At 68.6% G+C, this 26,722-nt stretch carries 21 protein-coding genes; 4 read left to right on the top strand and 17 right to left on the bottom strand.

Features of this window, described 5'->3' with window-relative positions:
- Positions 1-180: 180 nt before the first annotated feature.
- The 8 genes from ACXJKM_RS26440 to ACXJKM_RS26405 form a co-directional block, all read right to left on the bottom strand.
- Positions 181-1,296 carry a patatin-like phospholipase family protein gene (locus tag ACXJKM_RS26440; RefSeq protein WP_056195000.1) on the bottom strand — a complete coding sequence of 372 codons (1,116 nt, stop codon included), beginning with the start codon at positions 1,294-1,296 and terminating at the stop codon, positions 181-183.
- Positions 1,296-1,931, bottom strand: a complete 636-nt coding sequence (locus ACXJKM_RS26435; protein ID WP_056194997.1) for a glutathione S-transferase — start codon at positions 1,929-1,931, stop codon at positions 1,296-1,298. The genes ACXJKM_RS26440 and ACXJKM_RS26435 overlap by 1 nt, the downstream gene beginning before the upstream one ends.
- On the bottom strand, positions 1,928-2,368 hold the full coding sequence (locus ACXJKM_RS26430) for a hypothetical protein (RefSeq protein ID WP_056194994.1): 441 nt from the start codon (positions 2,366-2,368) through the stop codon (positions 1,928-1,930). Before ACXJKM_RS26430 ends, ACXJKM_RS26435 begins: the two co-directional genes overlap by 4 nt.
- Positions 2,369-2,526: 158 nt before the next feature.
- Positions 2,527-3,054, bottom strand: coding sequence for a hypothetical protein (locus ACXJKM_RS26425; RefSeq protein WP_157281324.1), 528 nt, complete (start codon positions 3,052-3,054; stop codon positions 2,527-2,529).
- Complete coding sequence (locus ACXJKM_RS26420) at positions 3,054-3,476, bottom strand: VOC family protein (protein ID WP_056194989.1); 423 nt, start codon at positions 3,474-3,476, stop codon at positions 3,054-3,056. Before ACXJKM_RS26420 ends, ACXJKM_RS26425 begins: the two co-directional genes overlap by 1 nt.
- A gap of 71 nt (positions 3,477-3,547) precedes the next feature.
- Entirely contained in the window at positions 3,548-6,349 is a 2,802-nt protein-coding gene (locus ACXJKM_RS26415) for a M16 family metallopeptidase (protein ID WP_457356156.1), read from the bottom strand.
- A gap of 146 nt (positions 6,350-6,495) precedes the next feature.
- Complete coding sequence (locus ACXJKM_RS26410) at positions 6,496-8,067, bottom strand: hybrid sensor histidine kinase/response regulator (RefSeq protein ID WP_457356155.1); 1,572 nt, start codon at positions 8,065-8,067, stop codon at positions 6,496-6,498.
- Positions 8,045-9,547, bottom strand: a complete 1,503-nt coding sequence (locus ACXJKM_RS26405) for an ATPase domain-containing protein (protein ID WP_457356154.1) — start codon at positions 9,545-9,547, stop codon at positions 8,045-8,047. The genes ACXJKM_RS26410 and ACXJKM_RS26405 overlap by 23 nt, the downstream gene beginning before the upstream one ends.
- Positions 9,548-9,998: 451 nt before the next feature.
- On the opposite strand from ACXJKM_RS26405, the gene ACXJKM_RS26400 reads away from it, so the two are divergent.
- The 4 genes from ACXJKM_RS26400 (at position 9,999) to ACXJKM_RS26385 (ending at position 13,337) form a co-directional block, all read left to right on the top strand.
- The gene (locus tag ACXJKM_RS26400; protein WP_056197143.1) at positions 9,999-10,244 is read left to right on the top strand and encodes a hypothetical protein; all 246 of its coding nucleotides are present in this window, start codon (positions 9,999-10,001) and stop codon (positions 10,242-10,244) included.
- A gap of 25 nt (positions 10,245-10,269) precedes the next feature.
- The gene (locus ACXJKM_RS26395; protein ID WP_056194977.1) at positions 10,270-11,049 is read left to right on the top strand and encodes a S1 family peptidase; all 780 of its coding nucleotides are present in this window, start codon (positions 10,270-10,272) and stop codon (positions 11,047-11,049) included.
- Positions 11,046-11,759 carry a GGDEF domain-containing protein gene (locus ACXJKM_RS26390; protein WP_056194974.1) on the top strand — a complete coding sequence of 238 codons (714 nt, stop codon included), beginning with the start codon at positions 11,046-11,048 and terminating at the stop codon, positions 11,757-11,759. Before ACXJKM_RS26395 ends, ACXJKM_RS26390 begins: the two co-directional genes overlap by 4 nt.
- A 159-nt stretch (positions 11,760-11,918) precedes the next feature.
- Positions 11,919-13,337: an esterase/lipase family protein gene (locus ACXJKM_RS26385; RefSeq protein ID WP_162247751.1), complete on the top strand. Its 1,419-nt coding sequence runs from the start codon at positions 11,919-11,921 to the stop codon at positions 13,335-13,337.
- Positions 13,338-13,404: 67 nt separating this feature from the next.
- Here the strand turns inward: ACXJKM_RS26385 and ACXJKM_RS26380 are convergent, their stop codons facing one another.
- From ACXJKM_RS26380 to ACXJKM_RS26340, 9 genes are all read right to left on the bottom strand, one after another.
- Complete coding sequence (locus ACXJKM_RS26380) at positions 13,405-14,427, bottom strand: sensor histidine kinase (protein ID WP_457356153.1); 1,023 nt, start codon at positions 14,425-14,427, stop codon at positions 13,405-13,407.
- A gap of 252 nt (positions 14,428-14,679) precedes the next feature.
- Positions 14,680-14,811: a hypothetical protein gene (locus ACXJKM_RS26375; protein ID WP_268795242.1), complete on the bottom strand. Its 132-nt coding sequence runs from the start codon at positions 14,809-14,811 to the stop codon at positions 14,680-14,682.
- 332 nt (positions 14,812-15,143) lie between these two features.
- Positions 15,144-16,355: an SGNH/GDSL hydrolase family protein gene (locus ACXJKM_RS26370; protein WP_056194967.1), complete on the bottom strand. Its 1,212-nt coding sequence runs from the start codon at positions 16,353-16,355 to the stop codon at positions 15,144-15,146.
- A 212-nt stretch (positions 16,356-16,567) separates the two neighbouring features.
- Complete coding sequence (locus tag ACXJKM_RS26365) at positions 16,568-17,179, bottom strand: hypothetical protein (RefSeq protein WP_457356152.1); 612 nt, start codon at positions 17,177-17,179, stop codon at positions 16,568-16,570.
- Positions 17,180-17,365: 186 nt separating this feature from the next.
- Positions 17,366-20,329 carry an EAL domain-containing protein gene (locus tag ACXJKM_RS26360; RefSeq protein WP_457356151.1) on the bottom strand — a complete coding sequence of 988 codons (2,964 nt, stop codon included), beginning with the start codon at positions 20,327-20,329 and terminating at the stop codon, positions 17,366-17,368.
- Positions 20,326-20,913, bottom strand: a complete 588-nt coding sequence (locus tag ACXJKM_RS26355; RefSeq protein ID WP_457356150.1) for a FecR family protein — start codon at positions 20,911-20,913, stop codon at positions 20,326-20,328. Before ACXJKM_RS26355 ends, ACXJKM_RS26360 begins: the two co-directional genes overlap by 4 nt.
- 115 nt (positions 20,914-21,028) lie before the next feature.
- Entirely contained in the window at positions 21,029-24,046 is a 3,018-nt protein-coding gene (locus ACXJKM_RS26350) for a CHAT domain-containing protein (RefSeq protein WP_457356149.1), read from the bottom strand.
- Between the two features lie 55 nt (positions 24,047-24,101).
- Positions 24,102-25,277, bottom strand: a complete 1,176-nt coding sequence (locus tag ACXJKM_RS26345) for an MFS transporter (RefSeq protein ID WP_056194955.1) — start codon at positions 25,275-25,277, stop codon at positions 24,102-24,104.
- Positions 25,274-26,653: a DNA recombination protein RmuC gene (locus ACXJKM_RS26340; RefSeq protein ID WP_457356163.1), complete on the bottom strand. Its 1,380-nt coding sequence runs from the start codon at positions 26,651-26,653 to the stop codon at positions 25,274-25,276. Before ACXJKM_RS26340 ends, ACXJKM_RS26345 begins: the two co-directional genes overlap by 4 nt.
- Positions 26,654-26,722: the final 69 nt, after the last annotated feature.

The raw sequence follows: 26,722 nt of genomic DNA, 5'->3' as shown, positions 1-26,722 counted from the left end.
AACAGTCCAACGCAGCAGGATCCATACCAGCGCGCCGCCTTGCTCTGTAAACAAGGCTACAGCGGCAGGGGCGAGGAACTGCTAGCGGCGGCCGCCTCGCTCATTGTCAAAAAGATCGACAGGCAATTACCCGAAGCCCCAGCACCGCGGCAGGTCCGCCGTCATGTCAGACGCGGCAGCTCAGGCCCCACCGTCCAGCGTGTGTACCCGCATGCCGACACGGTCCCGTATGGGTTCACGCCAGGCCGCGCGCTGCAGCACGCGCCGCCCGTCCTTCAGGCCAGCCGACCAGCGCGCACGCAGGCGCTCGTCGCTGAAGTCGATGTCGCGCCAGGAGTCCTCGCCGGGCAGGGCCTGCATGACGAGGTGGACAACGTCGATGCGCGAGTCGCAGCCCAGGGCCAACAGTTCCTTGATGGCCGGGTCTGCCGCCGTCTTGGCGTCGAGTTTGCGGCCCACCAGGCGCAGCGCGCGGCGCAGGTTCTGCAAGCGCTCGTGGTCGTCCAGGTGCTCGAAGATGCGGCTGGCGTACTGGATGTCCTTGTAGCGCGTCAGTGCGCCGGCCATGGTGCTGGGCGCTGCCTCGCTGGCGTCCCAGAGGTCGACCATGAAGCACAGGGTGTCGCGGCGCTCGCTGTCGTCGAGCACGACATCCAACGGCGTGTTGGAGTAGATGCCGCCGTCCCAGTAGGCGTCCTTGCCGATCTGCACCGGTGCGAAGCCCGGCGGCAGTGCGCCGCTGGCCATCACATGCTCGGGCGCAATGCGGGTGCGGCCGTCACGGTTGTCGAACAGCGCCAGGCCGCCGGTGCGCACATTGACGGCGCACAACGTCAGGCGCGTCTCGGCCGCGGCGATGCGCTCGAAGTCCACCAGCTCGCGCAGCGTCTCCTCCAGTGGCGCGGTGTCATAAAAGCCCAGCTCGGTCAGCGGCGCACGCCGGTTCATGTCCCAGGCCTGCGGGCCGCGCGGCTTGAAGAAGCCCGGGATGCCGCTCGTCAGCGTCTGCCAGGTCTGCAGCCCTTGCTGCCAGATCGCCGTGAAGGGGCTGGCCGGCAGATGTGGCGCAAAGCCGGGCCGCGTCACGCGGTCCCAGAAGCTGCGCAGCGCCTTCAGGCGCTCAGCCGGCGCGTTGCCGGCGATCAGCGCCGCGTTGATGGCGCCGATGGAGGTACCGACCAACCAGTCAGGCGGCAGGCTGGCGTCCTCCAGGGCTTCGACGAAGCCGGCCTGGTAGGCACCCAGGGCGCCGCCACCCTGGAAGACGTAGACGGTTTGCGAGGGGCGCTTGGCCATCAGCTGAGTTGTACCGCGTCGTCGCAGGGAATGGCGCGGAAGACCGGCAGGGCCTCGGTGGCTGCCGCATGCGCGACGAGATGTGGGAAACCATCCGCTGCCACCACCTCGGGCAGCAGGAACTGCGTGAAGGTCCAGGCGACGCCGACCGTGATGCCCGCCTGGCGGATGCCGCCTTCGCTGGCATCCAGCGGCTGGTGGCTCAGTTCCTTCTCCAGCTCGCCATAGGCTGCCAGCAGCTGGCCAGTGACGCGCTCGATCCAGGGCTCATGCCGCTTCTCGGCCGGGCGCAGGCCGCGCTCATAGACGATCTGGGCCGTCTTCTCGCAGGCCGCCAGCGCCAGGCCGGTGAGGCGCAGTTCGCGCAGCAGCTCGGCCGGCTCGCTCGATTGCAGGCTGCGGCCGGCCAGGGCCTGAACGTACTCGAGCATCAGCGTCGAATCCATCAGCAGGCTGCCGCCAACGTCGTCATCGCAGATCAGCGTCGGCGCCTTGACGACCGGGTTGATCTGCCGGAAGGCATCAAAACCGCGGAACACTGAGATGGCCGCGTGCTCGAAGGGCAGGCCGAGCAGCCGCATCGAGATCGCGACGCGGCGCACATAGGGGGAGTCCAGCATGCCGATGAGCTTCATGGGCCTTCCTTCTGCTTCGGAGATTCAATGCCATGCTCGCGCATCAGCTGCTCCAGGGCTTCGCCGCCGTGACGGCGTTCAATCTCGGCTCGCATCACGCCGTTGTAGCCGTCAGCGAAGGCAAGTGCGAGCAGCGAGCCCTCCTCGCCCTTGTAGACCCAGTCGACGCCGTAGCGTTTCTCCAGCCGCTGGGCCTTGGCCGCTTCAGCTTTGGTCTTCGGGGGCCCGAATATCTGCAGCTGCAGAAGGCCTGCCTTGATGTCCGCACGTGCCTTGGCCTCACCGCGCTCCACCGCGCCGGCGGGATTGCCGACGCGCAAGTCGACGGACGCGACCAACTGCCGTTCTGTCTTGATCACGTCGCCGTCGGAAGCGCCGAACTGGTTGAACATGCCGAGCAGGCTCAAGACCGCCAGCAACGCAGCCAGCACGGCCACGACTTGAACGGTGCGAACGCCACGGCGCCGGCGCCACTGCGGCTCCACCCAATCAGAAAGCATGGCCGCCTGTCGTTCCGGTTCCAGCCGGCAGCCGGAAAAATTCGGCGTACCGGCTTTCGGCAGCTTTGCCGCTGCCCATCAATCCATACATTGCATCAGCTCCTTGAACGCCGATTTTCGGCCAACGGCGCCAGCGCCGCCTGTACGCGGCCTTGCCAGCCGGCTTGCTCGGCCGCCGTCCAGTCCGGCCAGCGCTGCGCGTCGGCCTCCAGCTCGGTGGCCAGGGCCTGCAGCGCCACATGCTGGGTCAGCAGCGCGGCCAGGCTCAGCCGGGCCAGCCACTCCTGGGTCTGGCGCACGCGCGGATAGGCCTGGAACAGCCAGCGCGCCACCTCGGGCCGCGCGCGCCAGTCGGCGCTGCCGAAGCGTTCGGTGGCCAAGGCCGTCAGCCGCTGGCCCGCACCCAGGCAGTCAAAGGCCACGCAGCCCTCAAAGCCGCGCGGCACCAGTTCATCGTGGATGCCGCAGCGGTGGTCAGCGCAAAGGTGGTGGCAGGGTGTCTCGGCCGGCTTGTCGAAGCCAAAGCCCTGGCTCGCATCGAAGGGTGGAATCACGCAGCACAGCGCTACGCAGGCCGAGCAGTCGGCCTTGAGATGTGCGGGGAGCTGTACTGGCGTGGTCACTACGCCGCATTGTCCGACACGCCCACCATCCAGCCCACGCCGAAGCGGTCATCGACCATGCCGAACAGCGGCGCCCAGAAGGTCTTGGCCAGCGGCATCTTGACCTGGCCACCTTCGGCGAGAGCCGCAAACGCCTCCCGCGCGGCATCGGCGTCGGGGCAGTCCAGCGACAACGAGAAGCCCTTGAAGGCCGTGTCGCCGTCGCACATGCCGTCGGACATCATGACCAGGGCCCCGCCGATATGGACCGAGGCATGCATGATCTTGTTCTCCGAGCCAGCCGGCAGCGTGCCCGGCGGCGGCGGCTCGGGGCTCTCGGAGTTGCGCATCAGGAACTCCACCTTGGCGCCCAGGGCCTTCTTGTAGAACTCGATGGCTTCTTCGCAGCGGCCGTTGAAGAACAGGTAGGGGTCGATCTTCATGCGAGTCTCCTTCAGTTCAGAGAGATGAGGGACTCTAGCGCCGCCGGCCGGGAGGGTGCCGGCAGCTTGTGTCAGGGCGTTTTGAAGTCTCCCGCCGTCGAGATGACAAAGTTGTCGGCCACGATGTGCCTTCGCCAGGCCGCATTGGCCTGCTCGACGCTGACGGCCGCCAGCGCATCGTCGCGCTTTTGCGCCGCGGCCCAGGTCTCGCCGCGTTCGGCCAAGCTGGTCAAGCCACCGGCCAGGGCACCGGGGTCGGCGCGGCCCTGCTTGCGGCCTTCCAGGATGTCCTTCTTGGCGCGCTCCAGCTCGGCCGCCGTGACGCCATCCCTGGCCATGCGGGCCACTTCCTCCTGCACGACGGCAATGACGCGCTCGCGCTTGTCCGGCGCATAGCTGGCCTGGATGGCGAAGCTCCCGGCATTGCCCCAGTAGCCCGCGTTCAAGGAGGCGCCGATGCCATACGTCAGCCCTTCCTTCTGGCGCACGCGCTCGGACAGCCGGCTCTCCAGCCCGCCGCCGCCGAAGATGTGCACGGCCAGTTCCAGCGCCGGATAGTCGGGCTCCTCGGCGTTCAGCGGCAGGGTCTGGTGCAGGCGCACGATGGCATTGGCCTTGTCGCGCGCAATGGCATCGAAGCGTGCCGGCGGCACGGCCAGATGCTGGGGGATGTGGCGCACGAACTTGGGCGCGGCAGGCTTCTTCCAGTCGCCGAAGAGCTTGTCGATCTCGGCACCCAGGCCGTCGGGCAGGGCGCCCACGACGCTGACCTGAGCGTCGTTGGTGCTCCAGTAGTCGGCATAGAAGCGCTTCACCTCGTCCAATGTCGTCGCCTTCAGGTTGGCGATGCGCTCGTCCACGCCCATCACATAGTCGGGGTGGCCCAGGCTGACGCCGCGAGCCTTGTTGTAGTGGCCACGCGTGGCTTCCTGGCGCAGCACGCTGGGCTCCTGGCGCGAAGCCTCGATGCCGGCAATGTTGGCCTTGATGTCGCGGTCGAAGGCATCCTGAGGGAACAGCGGCTTGCGCAGCGCATCGGCTGCCACGCGCAGGGCCGGCAGCAGCGTGTCGCGCTCGGCGCTGATGAAGATGCTCGCGCCCTGGTCATAGCTGGTGATGTTGAGGTTGGCGCGCAGCTTGATCAGCGCGTCCTGCAACTGCTGCTTGGTGTAGCCGGCACTGCCCTCGTCCATCAGTGCGCCGACCATGCCGGTGCCGTTGCGCGCGAAGGTCGCGTCGCGTTCGCCCCAGCGCAGCTGCATCTGCAGCACGACGGTGTTGCCGCGCGTCTGCTTCTTCAGCGTGTGCAGTGCGATGCCGCTGGGCAAGGCCGTGCGCGACATGCGCGTCTCCAGCACCGCTGGCACAGGCTCGAGCTGTTCGCCCTCCTCCACCTTGGGCGGGCCCTTCAGTTCGGCCAGGCGCTGCGCCAGCGACGGCGCGGCGGGGATGTCCACGCGCTCGACGGCGTTGACCGGCAGGTAACGGCCCAGCGTGCGATTGGCCGGCTTGAAATAGGCGGAGCGCACGCGCTCGACGTCCGCCAGCGTGACCTTGGGAATGTCTTCCATCAGCTGGAAGAGCAGCCGCCAGTCGCCTGCAGCGATCAACCCGGAGATCTGCTGGATCAGCGCCTCGGGGTTCTTCATCTGCTGGCGGTAGCTGTTGACGGCGATGTCACGCACGCGCCCGAGTTCGCTCTCCTCGAAGGGCTTGGCCGCGCGGCCCTCGGCAAGGTCCAGCAGCAGGGTTTCGATCTTGTCGACATCGGCTCCCGGCGGCAGCACCGCGTAGGCGCCCACGGTGCCTGGCTCCGCTCCGCCCGCGCCGCCAATACCCGCGGCGACCGCCAGCTTGGGCTCGACCAGTTGCTTGTAGAGCTGGCCGCTGGGCTGCAGGCTCATCAACAGGCCGTAAACGACCAGCGCCGGCGTGTCGGGGTGGGTGATGGCCGGCACGTGATAGGCCGCCAGCAGGATGGGCTGGCCGCCGACACGGCGCACGACGACGGTGCGCTCGCCGTCCTGGGCGGGCTCGACCGTGTAGGGCTGCGGGATGGGCGCGGCGGGCTTGGGCGTAGCACCGAAGTGCTTGGCGATCAGCGCCAGCGTCGCGGCCTTGTCGAACTGGCCGGCGATCAGTAGCGTCGCGTTGTCGGGCCGGTAATAGCGCTTGTAGAAAGCCTGCAGCTTCTCGATCGGCACATTCTCGATGTCGCTCTTGGGGCCGATGGTGGCGTGGCCATAGGGATGCCAGGCAAACGCTGCCGCATTGACACGCTGGTTCAGCACGGCAAACGGCTGGTTCTCGCCGCGCTCGAACTCATTGCGCACCACGCTCATCTCGGTGTCCAGGTCGACCTTGGCGACGCGGCTGTTCACCATGCGATCAGCTTCCAGGTCGAGCAGGAAGGCCAGGGTGTCGGCATTCGCGTTGAAGCTCGCGAAGTAGTTGGTGCGGTCCACCGTCGTCGTGCCGTTGAACTTGACGCCGCGCAGCGCCATCGCGCCGGGGATGTCCTTCTGCCTCTCGGTGCCCTTGAATAGCATGTGCTCCAGCAGGTGGGCCATGCCGTATTCACCGGGCGCCTCATGGCGGCTGCCGACGCGGTAGGTGATGTTGACGGTGGTGGTGGTCTGCGTCGCGTCGGGAAAGAGCAGCAGCTGCAGGCCGTTGGGCAGGCGGTACTCCTCGATGCCGCCCAGCTCGCGCACCCGCTCGGGCAGAGCGACGGCAGCGGCGGCGGGCGACGCCACGGCGGGCTTGGCCTTGTTGGCTACCGGCTGAGGCTGGGCCTGCGCCGCCCCCAGGGCCAGGCTCATCAGGGCGACGCCCAGGGCTCGCGGCATCCACCCATCCAGCACTCTCATCATCTGTCTCTCTCCAGGCAGCCGCATCTTCGGCTTGGCGGGGATTCTGCGCGGTTTTACAGGCCCGGCCATCGGTCAGGGTTCGTCAGATTCCAATGCAGACGTGACGCCCCCGGCCGAGCGTCCGCGCTCGCTTCCCCAACAACACGTCAACCGGCCTGCAAACGGGCCAACAGGGCGGAAACCGCATCCACGCTGGCCGGCTTGGTCAGGTGCTCGTCAAAGCCGGCGGCGCGCGAGCGCTTCTTGTCTTCCTCCGAGCCCCAGCCCGTCAGCGCCACCAGCAGCGTGGACGCAAAGCGCGGGTCCTGGCGCAATCGGGTCGCGAACTCGTGGCCATCCATGCCGGGCATGCCGACGTCGCAGAAGACGGCCTGAGGCAGGAAGCTGGCTGCCGTCTGCAACGCGGCCGGGCCGCTGTTGGCGACCTCGACCTCGTGGCCCGACAGCGACAGCAGCATGGCCAGCGACGTGGCCGCATCGTCGTTGTCATCCACCACCAGGATGCGCGCCGGCGGGGCGGGCTCGGGCTCGCTGGCTGGCAGTGGCGCCGGCGCGGAATCTTCGGCCGCCAGCGGCAGCTCGATGGTGAACGTGCTGCCCAGGCCCGGCCCGGCGCTCACCGCGCTGACCTGGCCACCGTGCAGCGTCACCAGGCTCCTGACCAGGGCCAGGCCGATGCCCAGCCCGCCCTGGGCGCGCTCCAGCGACCGGTTCACCTGGGCAAACATGTCGAAGACGCGCCCGATCATGTCCTGCGGCACGCCCACGCCGCTGTCGCGCACGGTCAGCACGGCCTGCGCGCCGGCGCGAGCCAGCGTGACCCAGATGCGGCCGCCATCGGGCGTGTACTTGGCCGCGTTGTTCAGCAGGTTGCTCAGCGACTGCGCCAGCCGTGTCAGGTCGCCGTCCACCCAAAGCTCCTCGTCCGGCAGCGTGACGCTGAGCTGGTGCCCCCCCCGTTCGATCAGCGGCTGGCAGGACTCCAGCGCCATCTCAACGACGCGGCGCATGTCCAGCGACTCGCGCTGCAGGATGAGCTTGCCGGTCGAGATGCGCGACACCTCGAGCAGGTCGTCGATGAGGCGCAGCAAATGGCTCATCTGCCGGTCCATCATGTCCGTGACACCCTTGTACTGCGCCTCCTCCCGCGGCGGGTTGGCGCCCAGCAGCTGCAGGCCAGTCCGGATGGGTGCCAGCGGGTTGCGCAGCTCGTGGGCCAGCGTGGCCAGGAACTCGTCCTTGCGCTGATCGGCCTGACGCAGCGAGTGGTCCGCGCGCAGCAACGAGTCGATCTGGTCGCGGATCTGGTACTGCCAGCGCCGCCCGCGCAGGGCCGTTCGCACCGCGCTGACCATGACGCGCGTGGACGTCGGCCGGTCCAGCACCGTGAGGTTGCGCAGCCTTGCCTCGCGCAGCCCCGGCGCCTCCAGGCCGTGGCGGCACAGGGCCACCACGGGCAGGTTGGACCATGCGGGCTGGCGCTCCAGCACGTTCAGCAGCACTGCGAAGCCCGCGTCGGCAAAGGCGGCATCGGTGACCATCAATGCACCGGCGCCCTCGTGCATCAGCTCCTCGGCATGGCGCCAGCCCTGGCAGACGGCGACATCGATGCCCGCCTCGGCCAGCAGCCTGCGCGTGACGTCGCCGTCACGTGCCGTCGGCGCCAGCACGATGACGCGCTCGCTGCAGGAGCGGTCAGCGTCGTCCCGTTCGATCATCGCCAGACTCACCCTCGTGCTGGAACGGCAACTCGACGGGAACGCCCGCCAGCACGCCGCGCAGATGCACCAGCGGCGGCCCCAGGTGCACGCCCTGGCCGTCGAACCACAGCTGGCGGATGGTGTCCTCATGCCGGCCGCTGCGCTTCTTGATGACCGAGATGGCCTTGCGCACCGCGCCGGCATGCTCGTACATCCTGAACAGCACGACGGCATCGGCCAGATAGCTCATGTCGACCGGGCTGCGCATGTTGGGGCCCATCAGGCCGGACTGTGTCGCCACGACGAAGGTCGCCACGCCATGGTTGTTCAGGTAGGTCAGCAGCTCGTGCAGCTGCACGACCAGCGCACGCTCCTCGGGCATGGCGTTCAGGTAGCCGTTCAGGCTGTCGATGACCACGACGCGGGCCCCATCGGTTTCGACGGAACGGCGCACGAGGTTGGCGAACTGGCTGGGCAGCACCTCGGCAGCGTCGAGCTGGCGCACATGGAGCTTGCCGGGGCCAACACCCTCCTCGACGCTCAACCCCAAGTTGGCCAGACGGTCCAGCAGCAGCGTGCGGCCCTCCTCGAAGGTGAAAATGACGGCATGGCCGCCGCGCTTGGCCGCCATGACGGCATATTGCGAGGCGATGGTGGACTTGCCCGAGCCCGCCGGGCCGACCAGCAGCGTCGCCGTGCCGCGATCAGTGCCGCCGCCAAGCAGTTCGTCCAGCGCCGCGATACCGCTGGGCACGACTTCGCGCTGGTAAGGCGAGCCATGCTGGCTGGGCTTCAGGCGCGGGAACACCTCCAGGCCGCCCTGCCGGATGACGATGTCCTGCTGGCCGCTGATGAAGTCGCTGCCGCGGAACTTGGTGATGCGCAGCTGGCGCTGTGCTGGCCCGTAGGGGGGCACATGGCGCTCCAGCGCAATGACGCCGTGCGCGATGCTGTGCAACTGGGTGTCGACGCGGTCGCTCGAACGGTCGTCCAGGAAGAGCACGGTGCAGCCGCGGCCGACGAAGAACTGCTTCAGCGCCAGGATCTGGCGCCGGTAACGCAGCGACGACTGGGCCAGCAGGCGCAGTTCCGACAGCGAATCCAGCACCATGCGGCGCGGCTTGCAGCGCTCGACGGCCTCCAGCACGCGCTTGGTCGTCTCGCTCAACTCCACCTCCGACGGGTGGTACATGGTCAACTCGGCGTCGCCGAACAGGTCGCTTTCACCAGCCACCAGTTCGACGACCTCGATGCCGTCGAGCGTCCACCCATGCGACGCCGCCCCGGCGCGCAACTCGGCCGCCGTCTCGCCCAGCGTCACGTACAGGCAGGGCTCGCCCTCGCGGACGCCCTGCATCAGGTACTGCAGCGCCAGCGTCGTCTTGCCGGCGCCGGGTTCGCCGTCGACCAAATAGAGCTGCCCGGCAATCAGCCCGCCATGCAGGACTTCATCCAGGCCGGGCACGCCGCTTGCGGAACGCGATCTGTTCCCAGTCATCGCCAATCTCCAGTCAGGAAATGCGGCCTCATGCCAGGCCGCCATGCACAGGTGACAGCCAGTGTATGTCCGCCAAATGGCCGGGTTCGGGTCGGGTCCGGGTCGGGTTTGCGCGTGCGAACTGGAGGTCAGGGACATCGTGCCCAGGCGTACACTGTCCCGGCTGTCGCGCGTCTGCTCACTGCCGCGGCGGCCCCCAGCAGACCGGGCGCCACGCATCACTTCTGCGTTCCCATGCTCGCCGGCTCCCGCCGTCGGCTTTGGTTGTCATCTGCTTGCAGCGGCGAGCCCCACTTCCACTCCTCGAAGACTCTTCGAGGCGCCCCTCCCGGCACCGCGGCCCGCCCCTTCCCGGAGCGCGCCAAACGCGGCCCCGCCCCCATTGACGACCTGCGTGACAGGGCCGCCGCTCGCACCGTCGGCGCCCGATGCCCACGCCCTGGAGATGCTGATGAAGCCGGTCCCCCTTGCACCCGATACCAAACGTGACGCGCTCCGCGATGGATTGCTCGCCACCGTCGACCTGCTCAAGCGCCGCCGCGCCGCCGAGATCGCCGAAAAAACCATCGAGGAGTACGTCGCCCTTCACTGGCTCGAGTGGCATGGCGGCTCACTGCGCCTGACGACGACGGGCGAGAACATGTGCCGGCACCTGACTTCGCAGCTGGACCGCATCACCCCGCGCCCGGCGTACTGACGCGCGGCGCCCACCCGGCCCCACGATGTCGGCACCCGATCCCCTGCTGCTGGCCATTGCGCGCATCGGCACCTTCGACGGCAAGCGCGCGCTGACCGGCGCCAGCGGCTTCTTCTTCCGGCGCGACGCCCGCCTCTACCTGGTCACCAGCCGGCACGTCTTCATCGACGAAGAGGCCGACCACCACCCCGACCGCGTCGAACTCGAACTGCATGCCGACGCCGACAACCTGACCGATGCCATCGTGCTGTCGGTGCTGCTCTACCGTGACGGCCGCGCCAATTGGCGCCAGGGCCGGGACGACGCCGGTGGCATCGACGTGGCGGTGCTGGAGATCGACGCGGGCGCCCTGCCCGAGACGGTCCAGCTCACTGCCTTCACGCTTGAGAGCCTGCCCGGCGCGGACGACGACGTGCCGCTGGGCCAGCCCATCCTGATCACCGGCTTTCCGCTCGGCTTTCACGATGACCTGCACCATCTCCCGGTCGTGCGCCAAGGCGCCATCGCTTCGCCCTATGGCTGGCGCTTCCAGGGCCAGGGCTGGTTCCTGACCGATGCGCGCACTCATCGCGGTATCAGCGGCGCGCCGGTCGTCATGCGGGCGCCGGGCCGCAAGCCCCTGCCCTGGCTGCTGGTGGGCATCCATTCGACGCGCTTCGACATCGGCAACCGCGACCTCGAGGCCGACGAGTCGCTGGGCCTGAATGCGGCCTGGTATCCCGACATCCTCGCGACCCTGACCGACCCCTCGCCGCGCCGCGAACCCCCATCCAAACCCGAGCCGGCGGCGAAGGCCTCGCCTTGAGCTCAGGGAGCGACGGCGCGCAAAGCCGGCTCGTTGCGCTGGAGCGGCAGATCGCCGCCGCCGAGGCGACGCTGCTGGAACTGCAGGCCGCCATCCTCGAAGCCCGCAGCGAACGAGGCCTGTCGGCCGCTCACGACGCCCGCCTGGAGAACAAGCGCCTGCAGGCGGAAAACCAGTTGGCGACGCAGGAAGTGGAGACCGCCCATGCAGCGCTGGAAGTTGCCGTCAAGGCATCCCAGACCGACTCGCTGACCGGGCTGAAGAATCGCGAGGTGCTGTGGGACCGGCTGAGCCACGACATCGCCCTCGCGCGCCGGCATGGTGAACGCCTGATCATCTATTTCCTCGATATCGACGGCTTCAAGCAGGTCAACGACGAGTTCGGCCACGCCGTCGGTGACCTGCTGCTGCAGCGTGCGGCGCGCGTGCTGCAGGCCACGGTTCGCGACAGCGACACGGTCTGCCGCATGGGCGGCGACGAGTTCGTCGTGCTGGTCGCCGCGGCCCGGCGCGAGGACGCCACACAAGTGGCCGACAAGATCGCTCGCGCACTGGCCGAGCCCTGCATGCTCGCCGGCCACCCCATGTCCATCTCGGCCAGCATCGGTTACAGCGTCTTCCCCGACGACGGCGAGTCGCCCGGCGTGCTGATGCGCAAGGCGGACGAGGCCATGTACCGCATCAAGCGGACCGCGTCGCACCCACGCTAGCCACGGCGGTTCCCGCCACCTGAACTTCCGCTTCTGTCGCAACAGTCCTCTGTACTGAGGATGTCGAGCCGACGCCATCGCATCACAGTGCATGGCACGCGCGCAGGTGACCCAGGGCCGTCCTGTGGGCTGAGCCTGCTGGCATGCGGAGGACTCGAAATGCGCACCATTCAACGCCTTGTTTTCTATTCCACAGTCCGCGGGCTGGTGCTTGCTGTCGTGGCTTGCCTTGGCTGCGCCGTCCCGGCGTTAGCACAGGCAGCGGCGCCTGCACCCTGCCTGCCCATCGAAGGGCCGGCATTCCTGGGCGGCAAGGACCCGAGCCGGACCTCGGTCGTGGTGTTTGTCCACGGTGTGCTCAGCAGCGCCAGGACCGCCTGGAGCGGCAAGGAAGATCAGTCCTGGCCCTGCCTGCTGAGGGCCGAACCTGCCTTCGACAACAGCAACATCTACCTCTACCGCTACGACACCCAACTGCTGGGCAGCAGCCCCGAAGTCGACAAGGTCGCCGAGCAGCTGCGCAAGGACCTGCAGAACGACGGCGTGCTGGACCACGCCCACATCACGATCGTGGCGCACAGCATGGGCGGCCTGGTCACGGCCCAGATGCTGCTACGCATGCATGCCAAGGAGGACATGCGCGACAAGCTCCGCCGCATCAAGCTCGTCAGTTTCTTCGGCACGCCGGCGACGGGCGCCGACATTGCCAACGTGGCGAGCTACGTCTCCGACAGCCTCCAGTTCGCCGGCATGAGGCCCGACGGCCACCAGCAGGCCCTGATCGACCAGTGGCAGAAAGTCGCCTGGCCGTTTCACTGGTACTGCCTGGCGGAGGGGCAGAAGATGGGCTTCTTTTCCTTTGCCTCCGCTCTGGGCGGCGGGGTGCTGGTGGTGCCCAAAGACAGTGCGACCGCGCTATGCCAGCGTCGACCTGACGGCGTCGATGTGCTGGAGCAGTTCGACCACAGCAGCATGGTCAAGCCGGTGTCGCTGCAGGACACGCCGCACCGCTATCTGAAGCGCTACTTCCTGTCCTGCGCAGGCGACGCAATTCCCAAGACCTATCCGAGCAGCGAGGTCAACACGCCCGATGGCCAGGCCATGCTGCAAACACTGGCCAGGCTGAGGGCCAGCGAGTTCAATCTCGACGCGGCGCCCACGGTCGTGCAGGAGGCGCTTTACCAGTCTGACACCTGGTCCGACAGATTCGTCCTTCCGTCCAACCTCGGCCAGCCGGCACTGATGACTCGATCCTTCGAGCGGCTCCCAGGCCGGGCGTTCGCACTCGAGTTCGTCAAGCTGTTCGCCGCAAACCCGGAGGAACTGGCGCCCGCCTGGGTAGGTCGGCTCGGCACCCTGGATCGATACCGCGCGGACGGCCAACTGACGGAACTCCGGCAGGCCTGGGTCTCCGCCGGTTACGCACAGGATTCCGACATCGTGCTGGTGCTTGAACAGCGCAGCAGCGGTGAACAGGTCGTCATCTTTGGCTCGGTGCAAAACGACGCCACGGGCGCGCGCCGGGGTCGAATCCGTGGGCTGCTGATCCTGCCGGCCCAGCCAAAGACCTGCACCTGACACCAAACCGGAACCGCCGCGCCCGCGGCCTGGCGCGGCTACGGTGCGCGCTTGAGTTCGGCGCGAGTCAGCCGACGCTGTATGGCACTGAGTGCGGCGCGACGGCGTTGCTGAGATCCAGATGATTTGAGCGTGACTGAGGCAATGTCGAAACATTGCATGCAGCGAAGCGCGCCGGCTTTGCAGGAACCGCGGGCAGCAAGGGAAGCTGCTGCGGCTGGCCGGCTTGCAATGCCGCGGGAGCCCATAGGCCTGCAGCCGGGACGCCACTGCGCGCGACGGTAGCAATCATCAGCTCTTGCAGCGCACCAACGTAGCGCCGGGGCAACTTGATGCGGGTGACGCGGCCGGCTCCGACAGCACTCGTGATCTCCATCGTTCCGCCCAGCAGCCTGCACAGGCGGGCGACGATGGACAGGCCGATGCCCTCGCCGGAAGCCGCGATTGCGGACGCGCCCGCTGTTCGGATGAGCCCGATGGGTCCACCGCTGCACAGCTCGCGGCCGGCGTCTCCGACATCGAAGTACCAGTGGCCAGCCTCCCCAGCGCCACAGTGGCCGTAGGTCAGCACCACGCCAGCGGCGCGCGTGTACTGGATCGCGTTGAGCATCAGGTTCTGCGCAATGCGCGCCACCATCAGCGGGTCGCTCTCCGCGACGAGGCTCGCCGGGCCGCTGATCTCCAGGCTCAGCCCGCGCGAATTCGCCACGACGCGCAGGTTGTTGCACATGTCGTCGAGCGCCTTGGCGACGTCCACCGTGCGAATCACCGGTCGTTCCTGCTGGGTGTCGAGCCGGGCCAGGTCGGCCACGCCGTTCAGCAGCTCTCGCAGGCCGGCAACGTTGCGATCCAGCACGGCCATCAATTCCAAACGGCGCAAGTCGCTGCGCGGCTTCTGCAACAGCGCAGTGACCGCCGTGACCACGCTGAGCTTGCCGCGCAGGTCATGGACGGCTTGCTGCCACAGCTCGGAGACCTGCGCGTGGGGGTCGGGCCCCGGATCACCCGTCACATCCCGCCAACCGACGTGCGAGCCAAATGAGCCGTGCGTGCCGGTCAGGATCGCCGCGCCCTGGGGCGCGACCGTCATGCCGAATGGAGGGTGTTGCGAGTTCATGGTGAGCAGCCGCTATATCGACGGCACAAGCATTCCCGAAGCCCCAGCGGCGTTCCGTGCGCTGCCGCACCAACGGTGCGTTTCCAACCCAGCCTCGGTCATCACCTGCGTCGCGGATTGCTGACAACAAGGACGATGCCCGCAAAGCCCGTCAGCTGGCGGCCGAAAGCCATCATCACCTGCAGGTTCTCCTGCCCGGTGCGGACGGCCGGCCTGTTGCCAAGCCTATTTCTTGCGCGGAGCGACAGAAATCGCCTCCGCAGCCTTCTCAGCCGAGGTGGCGGGAATCACAGGCGCTGGCGCATGGGCCTTCTTCGCTTTCTTCTGTTCCTTGTTGCCGCGTTGACCTTTGGACATGGGATCTTTCGTTGAGGGAGCGAGCACAGCGCGTCGCAAGGTCTTGCTTTTAGACATTGGGAGCGCTGGTGTCGGTGCGGCGGCGCACGGACACCTGAAGCATCTGCAGATTCCAGGCGGTCGCTGACAGCGGCGCTGTACTGCTGCCGGTGTCGCCGAGGAAGGCAGTTTCCTGAATCCGTGACCTTACCTCTGTAGCCCCGCACCCTGAGGGTGCCGCCCGATGGCAACGAGTTGCCTGAGTTTGGGGAAGATTTTGGCGATGCGCGCGGTACCAGGCCAAACAGGGCGGGCGCGCCCGCATGGCGATCAGCAGCGCTCTCGCCGGCTGATCACTTCAACCAGCGCAGATCGACGGCAGCGGCCATCGCCTGGTAGCCGACTTCGTTGGGATGCAGATGATCGCCGCTGTCGAAGGCCGGCAGCAGCTGATCGGGCCGGGCCGGGTCGCGCAGCAGGCGGTCGAAGTCGAGCAGCGCATCGAAGGCGCCGGCGGTTCTGATCCAGCGGTTGACCGCCTGGCGCTTGGCCTCGCTCTGCGGCGTCGGGCGCAACAACCCCTTGGCCTCGCCGCAGGGCAGCAGCGTCGCGCCCCAGATCTTCAGGCCGCTCGCATGCGCTTTTGCAATCAGGTCGCGCATGCCGGCGATGATCTGCTGCGCGCTGACGTCGTCCTGCGGTGTTGCCGGCGCCTTCGCCGCGGTGATGTCATTGATGCCCTGCATCAGCACGATCCAGCGCACGCCCGGCTTGCTCAGCGCATCGCGCTCGAAGCGCGCCAGCACGCTCGGGCCGACGAAGGGAGCGCGCCCGTCGTTGAGGATGCGGTTGCCGGCGATGCCCGCATTGGCCACGCCGATAGTCGCCAGCTGCGGGTCGCCCTGCAGACGCGCGGCCAGGAAATCCGGCCAGCGCGCATTGCGGTCGTCGGCCGAGCCGACACCATCGGTGATGGAGTCACCTACCACCACCAAGGTGCGTGCCGGGGCGGCGGCGCTCACCTCCAGATCGGTGACGAAGTAGCGGCTGTCGTCGGTGGTCGCGCCGGCCGGGAACAGCGTCGCCGCGCCGGCGTCCTCGCCCGGCCACAGCCAGGCGGTCTGCAGCGCCGCGCCATGCAGCGTCGATGGTCCGGTCTCCTGCGGCAGATACAGGCTCAGCGCCAGCTGCTGCAGCGCGGCCACGCGCAGCTCAACCGGATCGCTCAGGACGCTGTCGCCGGGGGCGATCGTCACCGTCGGCAGCTTTTGGAAGCTGAGTGCCCGATCGCTGCCCGGTTGGATGGCCGAGCCGGCGGCGTGCAGCGCCAGATGGACCGGTCCGAGGTTCAGCGGCGCGCTGCCGAACAGATTGGACAGGCGTATGCGCACCTGCGTACCGGCGACGCTGCTGCGCACGACCTGGCGTATCGTCTGCGGCTGCAGCGACGGGCCGGGCGAGTCCGGTGCGGCCGCCCAGCCAGTCACCCAATGCGGGTCGGCGGCGACGGCGCTGGCCGCGCAGCAGAGTGCCAGCAGGCCGGCGAGCAGATGTTTCACACGCATTTCAATCATTCCCGGCTTCAAGAAAGGCGCCGATTCTGCCCATCGGCCGCGACCTTTCCGTTCGTAATGGGCGACGCTGACTTACAAGTTTGAGCGGAGGAGTGCGCGATGGCATCACCGCCGTCACTCGCGACTTCGTCGGCACATACGGGGGCGCCAATTTCAGCCGCATACAGACTGATCTGTTCGATGCAGTCGCTCAACGTTCGAAGCTACGAAAAGCCTGTTTGATGAATGTCTGCGCTGCGGCCTGACTTACCTGGGTTGAACCGTTCCTCACCACTTGGCGCGACCCAACCCCCTTTGACCTCCAACAGCGAACCGACGGGAGCGAGCAGGCCGACGCCACTTTCAGATGCTTGCTCCCACGGGGCGTACGTGATCGCCGACAAGGTACTGCCGAGTTGTGCTTCAACTTCGGTCTCGCGGATCCACACCTTCGCTTGTGTTCCACGAAGCGAGTCGCGGATGACGGACTGAGCGATCTGCGAGCGAGTTTCGGAGTAGGCGAGTAACCGTGCTTCGAACTGCACGAGCAACCTCCTGTTCGCAGCCTCGCCAGCAGCTACGGACCGGGCGTACTGCCCCCGATAGCCGGCTGGTGAGTTGAAGAACGCATCGTAGGCAACCTCGGAAACGCGGATCAGGAAGGAGGCACGATGACAGCCGCGGATGGCTTGCCCAGAGAATTGCTCCCAGCAGAAACCTTCGACCAATGCCGATTCGAGGAGCCCGACAACGGCATCGAAGCTGAGGTAGGAGTGAAGCGTGCTCGCGCGCGAACTGTCGACTGAAGCACAGAACTGCCAAGTGCTACCGCTCATGAGCGGCTAGCGCATTCTCGACAGACCGTCAGTGCCTCTTAGGCATGCAGGCTGCACCCTAGATCGACGCGATTTGAAAGGTGCAAGCGCTTGATTCATTGAAGTCTTCTCCCAAATCTGCCGGAGCTAAACAGTCATCAAATTTCCGATCAGAGCGGCAACCCCCAGTCATAGGCCCAGCTGCCACTACCGCCGCCACGGCGCGCTCCTGATCGCCTCCGTCGCCTGCGCCTGCGGCAGCGCCTTGGCGAACAACCAGCCCTGCCCCACCTGCACGCCGAGCTGCTCAAGCAGCGCAGCCTGCTTTTCGTCCTCGACGCCCTCGGCCAGCGTCTGCTTGCCCAGCGCCAGCGCCAGGCCGACGATGGTGCGGACGATCTCCTGGGCCTCGCGGCCGGCGGCCAGGCGGATGACGAAGCTGCGGTCGACCTTCAGCGTGTCGAAGGGGAAGCGATGCAGATAGGCCAGTGATGAGTAGCCGGTGCCGAAGTCGTCAATGCTGAGCTTGAAGCCCATGCGCGCCAGCTCCTGCAGAACCTCGGCGCTGCGCTGCGGGTTGGCCATGGCCATGCTCTCGGTGACTTCGAGCTTGAGTCGGTGCGTGGGCACGTCGCCCAGCGCCGCGAGCGTGGCGCGGGCGTCGGCCAGCAGTTCCAGGTCGCGCTCCAGCTGCACGCCGGACAGGTTGACGGCCACCTCGCCGGTGAAGCCCAGCGGCTGCCAGCGTCGCAGCTGGCCCGCGGCCTCCAGCAGGGCCCAGCGGCCGATGGCGCAGATCTGGCCGCTGGCCTCGGCCACGGGGATGAAGTCGCCCGGCATGATCAGCCCGCGCTCGGGATGGCGCCAGCGGATCAGCGCTTCGAAGCCGAGCAGGGCGCGGTCCGACAGCCGCACAAAGGGCTGGTAGTGCAGCTCGAACTGCGTGCCGCTGGCCAGGGCTGCGTCGATGGCGTCGCGCAGCCAGCGGCGCGATTGTTCGACGAGCTGCTCGGCCGGATCGAACTCATGCGTCTGGCCAGGGCCGCCAGCCTTGGCGCGAGCGAGCGCCCCTTCAGCCGCCGTCAGCAGCTCGTCGGCCGTGGCCGGGCCATGGCGGCGCTGGGCCCAGGCGATGCCGGCGGTGAGCTGCAGCATGGGTGTCGCGACATTGAAGGGCGACTGCAGCAGGGCCTGCACGCGGCGGCCCAAGTCGGCCGCGCTGTCGCCACCGGCCAGCAGCAGTGCGAACTGGTCGGGGCCCATGCGCGCCACGAGATGACGCGCTCCGAAATTCGATTTGAGGCGGCTGGCCAGCTCGGTCAGCACGGTATCGCCGACGACGGGCCCATGGGTCTCGTTCAGGGCCCGGAAACCATCCAGGCCGAGCAGCAGCAGGCCGGTCTCGGGCGCCAGCACGCCGGACAGCAGCTGCGTCAGCTGCTCGCGGAACAGCACGCGGTTGGCCAGCCCGGTGAGGCGGTCGTGCAGGGCGTCGAAGCTGATCTGCTGCTGCAGGCGCTGGCTCTCGGAGATGTCGGTCAGCGAGCCGGCCATGCGCACCGGCTTGCCGCTCTTTCCTTCACCCTCGCGCACGGCCAGGCCGCGCGCCAGCAGCCAGCGCTCCTGGCCACCCTGATGGAAATGCAGCACCTGGTGGAACTGCAGGCTCTGCCCGTCCAGATGCGCCTGCAGCTCAGCCTCGAAGGCGTGGCGCATGGCAGGCTCCAGGGGCTGCGTCCACGCCTGGATGGCATGGCCGGCCTCGGCGGCAGACAGGCCCATCAGCGCCAGCCAGCGCGGTGAGTAATAGACCTCGCCCGTCGTCAGGTCCCAGTCCCACAGGCCGTCGTTGGCGCCCTGGGCCGCCAAGGCATAGCGCTGCTCGCTCGCGGCGAGCTGGCGCGCGGCCACCCGGCGCCGGCCCTGCTCGATGCCGGCACGCAGTGCGCTGCCGCCCAGCGTCGCGATGGCCAGGGCCAGCAGCGGCGGCGCCACTGCGAAGACGAAGTAGTGGCTCTCGAAGGCCCACTGCACGCCGGCCAGCAGGGCCAGCGTGCCCAACACGATGGCGGCCAAGGCGACACCCAGGGAGCGGCGGGCGAGCAGCGCCACGGCGGCAAAGGGCAGCAGGAAGACGGCGGCCAGTTCGGCCGCGCCGCCCCAGGCCGGACGCACCAGGCTGCGGCCCGTCAGCAGGTTGTCGGTGACGGTGGCGATCCTCTCCATGCCCGGCAGGCGGGCGTCGAAGGGCGTGGGCACGTGGTCGCCGGCGGCCAGGGCCGACACGCCCAGGACCACCACGCGCCCTTGCAGCCGCGCCGGCTCGACGCGGCCGGCCAGCAGCTCGGCAAAACCCACGCTGTCAAAGCTGCTGGCCGGGCCACCGGGGCCGTAGTAATTCACCCCGAGGCGCGACAGCTCGTCCAGGCGGAACTGCAGCCCCTTGCCGGCGGTGAATTCCGCGCCGAAGCGGGCTCGGGCTGCAGGCCAGTCGACACCGCGCGCGAAGGCGGCCAGGCGCAGCGGCAGGGAGGGATAGACCTCGCCGTTCAGGCGCAGCAGCGGCAGGTCGCGGCGCATGCTGCCGTCGGGTTCCGGCCGCACGCTGATGTGGCCCAGGGCTGCGGCGGCCTCGGCCAGGACGGCCTCCGGGGCGACGAGGCGGCGCGGCCGGTAGTAGCCCTCGCTGCGCGCCAAGGCCGCTTCGTCGTCATAGCGCAGCAGGGCCTGAGCCAGCACGGGCGCAGGCGCCGCGGCGGCGTCGGCCTTGCCGTCATCGGGCAGGGAGAAGGGAATGAGGGCGCAAGTGCAGGCTTTCATCGCCGCGGCCAGGGCGGCGCTGCCTTCGGGCGTGCCGCCGCCGGGCAGCAGCAGGATGTCCAGCGCCACGGCGCGCGCGCCGCCCGCCTGCAGGGCCTGCACGGCACGCGCCATCTCGGCACGGTCGGGCACGCGCCCGCCCAGGGCTTCCAGCGCGGCGTCGTCCACGCGCACCAGCAGCAACGGCAATTCGGTGCCCGGCGCCAGTTCACCGCGCCAGCGCGTCTGCCAGTCCAACGCCCATTGGTCGGGGCGTTCCAGCACAGGCACGTCGGCACGCCAGGCCAGCATCGCCAGGCCCAGCAGGGCCGCCGCCAGGCCGATCAGCACATAGCCGATACGGGATCTCAATCCAGCGACCCCAGCCGCTGTTCGACGCGAGCGACCTTGTCGGCCGCCCAAGCCATGGCCGCCACGCACTGGCTGCCATCGCAATGCGTGCCGTTGAGCTTCTTCTGCAGGCGCACCGGGTAGCGTGGCTTGATGCCGCGGGTCTGCGGGCCGGCAGGCTCGACGTCGACCTCGCCGGTCTTCACCAGCACGGCGGTCGCGCGGTCGTCGCCGACCTCGACGCTGAACTCGGTGCCGCGCACGGCGGTCACGGCGGTGGGCGTGCGCACGCGCCAGCTGCCGCCGCCCGACGGCGTCACGCGCTGGCCGATCAGGCCCGTTTCCAACAGCAACTCGGCGGCCCGCGGTTGGGCAGGCGCCACGCTGAAGGCCTCGATGCGCAGCTGGCTCTTGTCGGCCAGCACAACGACGGAACCGTCGACGAACTTCAGCCGCACGCGGCCGGCCGCGCCGGTTCGCAGCGTCGTGCCGACGTCGAGCTTGTCGCCCACCGCCAGCGCCTTGCCATCGACGCGCTGGGCCTCGCCGCTGACGGCCATGACCTCGCAGGCCTGCTGGGCCAAGGCGGCTGAACTGAACCCCAACAAAACACAGCCACTGAGCCACAGAGGCACAGAGAAAAGCCTGAAAACCCGCCGCAGACCTCTGTGTCTCTGTGCCTCTGTGGCTGTGTTCATCGGCTTGATCACGTCCCTGCTCCTATTTCGATGGATCACCAAACAATGCATATCCGGCCCAGTAGAACGGATGCGCCCAGCGCCCGCCACCGAGAGTTCCCTCGATCATCCCCACTTGAGCCAGGCGCAGTGCCTCGGCCCGCGGCGCCTTGGCCGAGAAGGTGGCGGCCGTCAGCACCGCGGCGGATGAGGTCTCTACCGCCCAATGCGTGGCCAGCACCGAGCGGCTGCCGGCGAAGAAGAAGCCGCGCACCAGGCCCGACATGGCCGCCCCGCCCTGCTCGCCCGCTGCCGTGTTGCAGGCCGACAGCAGCACGGCCTGCGCGTTCAGGCGCAAGGTCAACACGTCGTCGAGTTCGAGCAGCGGCGAGGCCGTGGCGTCGGGGCCAGGCGTCAATGCGAGCGCGGGCTTGGACACGCCTGGCAGCTCGCCGGGCATCAGCCCATGCGTGGCGAAGGCAACGACGCGGCGGTCCTGCAGGGGCGCGGCCAGCACCGCCTCGCGCGTGGCGGCGGCGCCGAGCAGCAGATCGGTGTGCGGGTTGGCGCCCAGGGCCTTGGCCAGCGCCGTCAGCTCGGTGCGGGTTTCGGGCAGCGGCGGGATGTCGCCATAGCTGAAACCCCAGGCGGCGTCGTACCTGGTGGCGCTGCTGTTCAACGCGGCGCGGCCGGCAGGGATCGTGGTTTTTGCGTTGGACTTGAACTGCGGGTCACCGACGCCGAACAGCGGCTTGGCTGCCAGCGCCGGCACGGCAGCGCGGCGCAGCGCGAACAGCGCGCCGGCCGAGGGCAGTTGGGTGACGGCCATGCGGCGGGCAACGAAGGCGCTGGGCTCGGGTGTGGTCAGCACGGCCGCAAACGGCAGGGCCGCCAGCGCACCATCGGCGGCGACAAGCAGGCTCTTCACATCGGCACCGGGCTGCAGCGGCGCGATGAGTTCGCGCCAGACTTCATGTAGGGCCGCCGCTGGCAGCGCGGGCGGGCGGCCACTGCTCAGGTCCAGCGCCGTGCGGATCTGCACCACCTTGTCGGCCCAGCCGGCCGCGCCGATGCTGGACGCGGCAAAGCGCGTCGGCGCGCCGGGCGTGACCCACCAGGCCAGCGTCGCCCCCTCCAGCGGCTGCACGACGAGCAGGGCCTCGCCGGGCGACATCAGCTTTTGCAGCGCTGCGGGCGGCGGAAGTGCAGGCGTGACGAGGTCGGCATAGGCCGGGTAGGCCTTGGCGACGCGTTCGCGCTGGGCGTTCAAGACCTCACGCGCGGCCTGGGCTTGCTCCCGGCCCTGGCGCACCTGCTCGCGCACGGCGGCGAGTTCATCGGCCAGGGCCTTCTGCCTCTTCTTGCGTTCGGCGTCGGGCAGGGCCTTGAGCTCGGCCTTGGTCTCCTCGCTGCTGTTGCGCCGGCGCAGGCGGTCCTCTTCGTTGAGCTGGGTGGCCAGAGCCCCATTGCGCGAGCTGGCGGCGGCGCGCAGGTTGGCCTCCTCCTCCAGCAGCGCGCGCAGGGCTGGCGTCGCGGCCAGCAGGCGTGCCGTGGCGTCGGTCAGCGCGCGATGGGCGGCGCCGGCCTGCAGGCGGTCGGCCACCTGCATGGCGCGGTCGGTCCAGGCCGGCTCCAACGCCTCGCCGCGCAGGGCTCGCGCGCCGATCTCGCGCAGGAACTCGTCAAACGCCAGGCCCAGCACGAAGCCACGCGCGCCGTTGAGGTCCAGGTCCTGCCAGCCGCCAGGGTTGTCCAGCAGGGCCGTGAACAGCGGCTGGTAGTCGCTCCAGGCGCCGGCCATATCGCCCTTGAGCATGCGCACCAAGGCGCGCACGCCGCTGGCCTCCTGCGTCTGCGGATGGGTCTCGCCGTAAAGGCGCTGGCGATAGCGCAATACGCGCTCGACGGCGTCCAAGGCCTCGTCGAAGCGGCCGTTCTTGGCGGCCAGCAACGCGCGCAGCCGCCAGTCGCTGGCGCGGTCCTTGGCCAGGCTGTCGGCGGGCAGGCTGGCCAGGAAGTCGCGGTAGAAGGCATCGGCCTCGGGCCAGCGGCGCAGGCCGATCAGCGCCCTCACCTGCTCCTGGCGCGCCAGCCAGCGGGTGTGGCTGGCGGCACTGGCGCCCGAGCGCTGCAGCATGTCGTCGGCGCGCTGGGCGTTCTCCAGCGCGGCGGCATATTGCCGCGCAGCCACCTGAGCCTGGCCAAGGCGGTAGCTCCAGCGCGCACCCAACGCATCACTCAGTTGGCCGGCCCGCCACAGCGCCAGATTGCCCTGGGCAATCTGGATGGCCTCGGGGGCGCGGCCGTGTCGCACCAGGGCATAGACCAGCATGCCTTGCGAGCCGTCGTACCAGCCATAGGCGTCCTGCACGGCGGGGTCGCGCAGCGGCCGCTGGCCTCCACCGGGGAGTCTGCGCGCGTCCTCCACGCCCTTCTGCGCCAGGCGCACAGCCTCCCGCATCGTGGCCACCGCATCGGCCAGGCGCCCGTCCCAGCGCTCGATCTCGGAGCGCACCTGCAGATGCTGCACGCGCAGCCTCAGCGTCGCAGCGGGGTCGCCGTCACCGAGGGCCGCCTGGGCCTGCTTGACGAGGCCTTGAGCGCGCGACCACATGCGCTCCAGCACTGAGCGGTCACGCGCCTGGGACAGCGCATAGACTTGGCGCAGCGCGGCCTCGGCACGCGCGGTTGGTGACAACGTCGTGTCGCTGGCAAAGGCATCCGCCGCAGCCAGGGATTGGCCCGAGCTGCCCCAGATGAATTCGGCGCTCAGGTATTGGCGGATCCAGATCTCGCCGCCGGGCTGGCTGCGGCCCAAGGTGGCCAGCTCGCGCAGCAGCTCGACGTACTTGCCGCGCTGCTCCAGCGCCTGGGCGGCACGAGCCTGGCGCTGCAGCAGCGCGTAGCGCGCCGCGGGTTCGGCCGGCAGCACTTCAGCGAGCAGAGCCTGGGCTTCGGACTGAGCCATGACGACGAGCGCCTCGCCGTCGTCATCCTCCACCTGCGCTACCGCCGTGGATGCAGCCAACAGCAGACCGGCAAGCCAGATCAGAAATCTCATCGCCCCACCTCCAGTGCCGGATGCTAGGGGGCTTGCGCCAACCGGCGCCAGAGAGCTATTGCTGACGCAGATGTCTGGCCGGCAGCTGGGCCACAAGCAACAGCGAGGCCATCAGCCACATCGGCGCTACCAGGGCAGTGGCCGCGGCGAGGATGCCGAAGCCGGCGGGCATGGCCACCGTCGCACCGTTGACCGTCAACATGCGCAGGCCCAGCGCCTGGCCATGGCGACCGGGCGGCGTCACGTGGTGCAGCATGGCCATGATCATGGGCTGCACCGAGCCCAGCGCCACGCCCAGCAAAGCGGAGCCGCACATCAGACCAACGGTGCCCGGCAGCCAGGCATAGGCCATGAAGGTCAGCATTGCGACCACCATGGCCGTGCGCAGGGCCTTGACCTCGTCCAGTTCGTCGGCGAAGCGCACGATGGCCAGACGCACGCAGGTGGCCGCGGCAGCGAAGCTGCCCAGCACGATGCCGATGCTGACTGCCGACAGGCCGCGCGCATGGCCCACCACGGGCACGACGAAGCTGTGCGCATCCCAGCAGGCCGACAGCACCAGGTTGACGAGGATGAGGCGGCGAAAGGCCGGCAGCCGGAACAACTGCCAGGCGGCGCGCTCGCGAAAGCTCTTGGTCAGTGGCTCGGGCTGATGGCGCGGTACCTTCTGCGCAAAACCCCAGGCCAGCAGCGGCAGCAGCGTCGCGAAGCCGAAGGCAGCCGTCATGCCGAACTGATCGATGAGAATCCCGGCAATCACCGGCGCCAGCGCGTTGGACAGGGCCGGGCCCAGGGCCATCCAGCTGAAGATGCGCTTGAGCTCGCCCGGCTCGTCGGCCATCAACCCGGCCTCGCGCTGCAGCGCCACGGCCGCGACGGCGACCGCACCGCCACACAGCAGGCAGCCGACGGCGATGGCCCAGAGCTGCTGCACGGCCAACGCCAGCAGCGCGCCGCAGCCGGCCATCAGCACACCCACACCCACGGGCCGATGAAAGCCGTGCCGGTCCGCCAGCCGCCCGGCCCACAGCGACAGCACGATGGGCGCGACGGCAAACAGGCTGAGCAGCAGGCCGACCGAGGCTTCACCATAGCCCCGGTTCAACACCCACAGGCTGGCGGTCACGCGCGTGGTGGCCATGCAGGCATGCACGCAGATCATCGTGGCGATCAGCCACACGAAGGCGTGGCGCAGATTGGCCTTCTTCCCCGCTGGGGCGGAGTCGGTCACTCGGCGTCCTCGCCGAGCTCAACGAGCTTGTCGAGCTGCAACATGCGCTGGGCTGCGTCGTCGGGCAGCGCCTCGACGCTCTTGAGCTTGCGCGTCATCTGGCGCGTGCGGGTCTCGGCCAGATCGATGGTGTTGCTGGCCTCTTCGAGCTTCTTCTTCGTCTTGGCCAGCACCTCGCCGAACTTGCCGAACTCGGTCTTGACCGCTCCCAGCACTTCCCAGACCTCAGCCGAGCGTTTCTCCAGCGCCAGCGTGCGAAAGCCCATCTGCAGGCTGGTCAGCGTGGCCAGCAAGGTGGTGGGGCCGCAGAGCATGACCTTGTGTTCGCGCTGCAGGCTCTCCATCAGACCCGGGCGGCGCAGGGCCTCGGCGTACAGGCCCTCGGTGGGCACGAAGAGGATGCCGAAGTCGGTCGTATGCGGCGGGGCGATGTATTTCTCGCGGATGGTGCGCGCCTCCATCCGCAGGCGCATTTCGATGGCCTTGGCCGAGGCTTCGGCGGCCACGGGGTCGCCCTTTTCCTGGGCGTCGAGCAGGCGCTCGTAGTCCTCGCGCGGGAACTTGGCGTCGATGGGAAGCCAGAGTGGCTGGCCATCGTCGCGCTGGCCGGGCAGCTTGATCGCAAACTCCACGCGTTCGGACGAGCCGGGCAGCGTCGCCACGTTGGCTGCGTACTGTTCCGGCGTGAAAACCTGCTCCAGCAGGCCCGCCAGTTGCACTTCGCCAAAGATGCCGCGCGTCTTCACGTTGGTCAGCACGCGGTTCAGCGAGCCCACGTCGCGGGCCAGGTTCTGCATCTCGCCCAGGCCCTTGTGCACCTGCTCCAGGCGTTCGGCCACCTGCTTGAAGCTCTCGCCCAGGCGCTGCTCCAGCGTCGCGTGCAGCTTCTCATCCACCGTCGCGCGCATCTGCTCGAGCTTCTTCTCGTTGTCCTGCTGGATGCTGGTCAGGCGCAGCTCAACGGTATGGCGCAGCTCGGCAAAGCGTTGCTCGTTGCCCAGGGACATGGCCTGCAGCTGATCGCGCATGCCGTCGGCCAGGCGCTGCATGGACTCGGCCTGGCCCTGTGCACTGCGCAGCGCGGCGGCATCCTGCGCCTCGCGGGCAGCGAGCGCTTGTTGAGCCAACGAGTTGTTGTTGCCCTGCAGCCCCTGCGCCAGCACCTGCTGGAACTGGGCCAGGCCCTGCACCAACTCCTGGCGCGTGCCGCTGGCGCTGCGGCCCAGCTCGTCGCGCAGTTCGCGCTCCAGCCGCTCGTTGCTCTGCAGCAGCTCGGGCGCCACGCCGGTTTGCGGTTTCTGGCGAGCCCAGATCAACACCAGCAGGACCAAAACCAGGGCCAGCAGGCCCAGCATCAACACGTCGAACAGGCTCATGCGGGCCATTGTCGCCCGGCGCGCAATCTCTTTCATTGGTATCTTATTGGTATCGCGTAGAGTCGAGCA

This window comes from Roseateles sp. P5_D6 (assembly GCF_054049415.1).
This window is presented reverse-complemented; position numbering and strand designations above follow the sequence as displayed.

Bases quoted from the DNA above. Each gene is read 5' to 3' on its own strand.
- ACXJKM_RS26440 (WP_056195000.1), bottom strand. From the start codon at position 1,296: ATGGCCAAGCGCCCCTCGCAAACCGTCTACGTCTTCCAGGGTGGCGGC.
- ACXJKM_RS26435 (WP_056194997.1), bottom strand. From the start codon at position 1,931: ATGAAGCTCATCGGCATGCTGGACTCCCCCTATGTGCGCCGCGTCGCG.
- ACXJKM_RS26420 (WP_056194989.1), bottom strand. From the start codon at position 3,476: ATGAAGATCGACCCCTACCTGTTCTTCAACGGCCGCTGCGAAGAAGCC.
- ACXJKM_RS26415 (WP_457356156.1), bottom strand. From the start codon at position 6,349: ATGATGAGAGTGCTGGATGGGTGGATGCCGCGAGCCCTGGGCGTCGCC.
- ACXJKM_RS26410 (WP_457356155.1), bottom strand. From the start codon at position 8,067: ATGATCGAACGGGACGACGCTGACCGCTCCTGCAGCGAGCGCGTCATC.
- ACXJKM_RS26405 (WP_457356154.1), bottom strand. From the start codon at position 9,547: ATGACTGGGAACAGATCGCGTTCCGCAAGCGGCGTGCCCGGCCTGGAT.
- ACXJKM_RS26400 (WP_056197143.1), top strand. From the start codon at position 9,999: ATGAAGCCGGTCCCCCTTGCACCCGATACCAAACGTGACGCGCTCCGC.
- ACXJKM_RS26395 (WP_056194977.1), top strand. From the start codon at position 10,270: ATGTCGGCACCCGATCCCCTGCTGCTGGCCATTGCGCGCATCGGCACC.
- ACXJKM_RS26385 (WP_162247751.1), top strand. From the start codon at position 11,919: ATGCGCACCATTCAACGCCTTGTTTTCTATTCCACAGTCCGCGGGCTG.
- ACXJKM_RS26380 (WP_457356153.1), bottom strand. From the start codon at position 14,427: ATGACGGTCGCGCCCCAGGGCGCGGCGATCCTGACCGGCACGCACGGC.
- ACXJKM_RS26375 (WP_268795242.1), bottom strand. From the start codon at position 14,811: ATGTCCAAAGGTCAACGCGGCAACAAGGAACAGAAGAAAGCGAAGAAG.
- ACXJKM_RS26370 (WP_056194967.1), bottom strand. From the start codon at position 16,355: ATGCGTGTGAAACATCTGCTCGCCGGCCTGCTGGCACTCTGCTGCGCG.
- ACXJKM_RS26365 (WP_457356152.1), bottom strand. From the start codon at position 17,179: ATGAGCGGTAGCACTTGGCAGTTCTGTGCTTCAGTCGACAGTTCGCGC.
- ACXJKM_RS26350 (WP_457356149.1), bottom strand. From the start codon at position 24,046: ATGAGATTTCTGATCTGGCTTGCCGGTCTGCTGTTGGCTGCATCCACG.
- ACXJKM_RS26340 (WP_457356163.1), bottom strand. From the start codon at position 26,653: ATGAGCCTGTTCGACGTGTTGATGCTGGGCCTGCTGGCCCTGGTTTTG.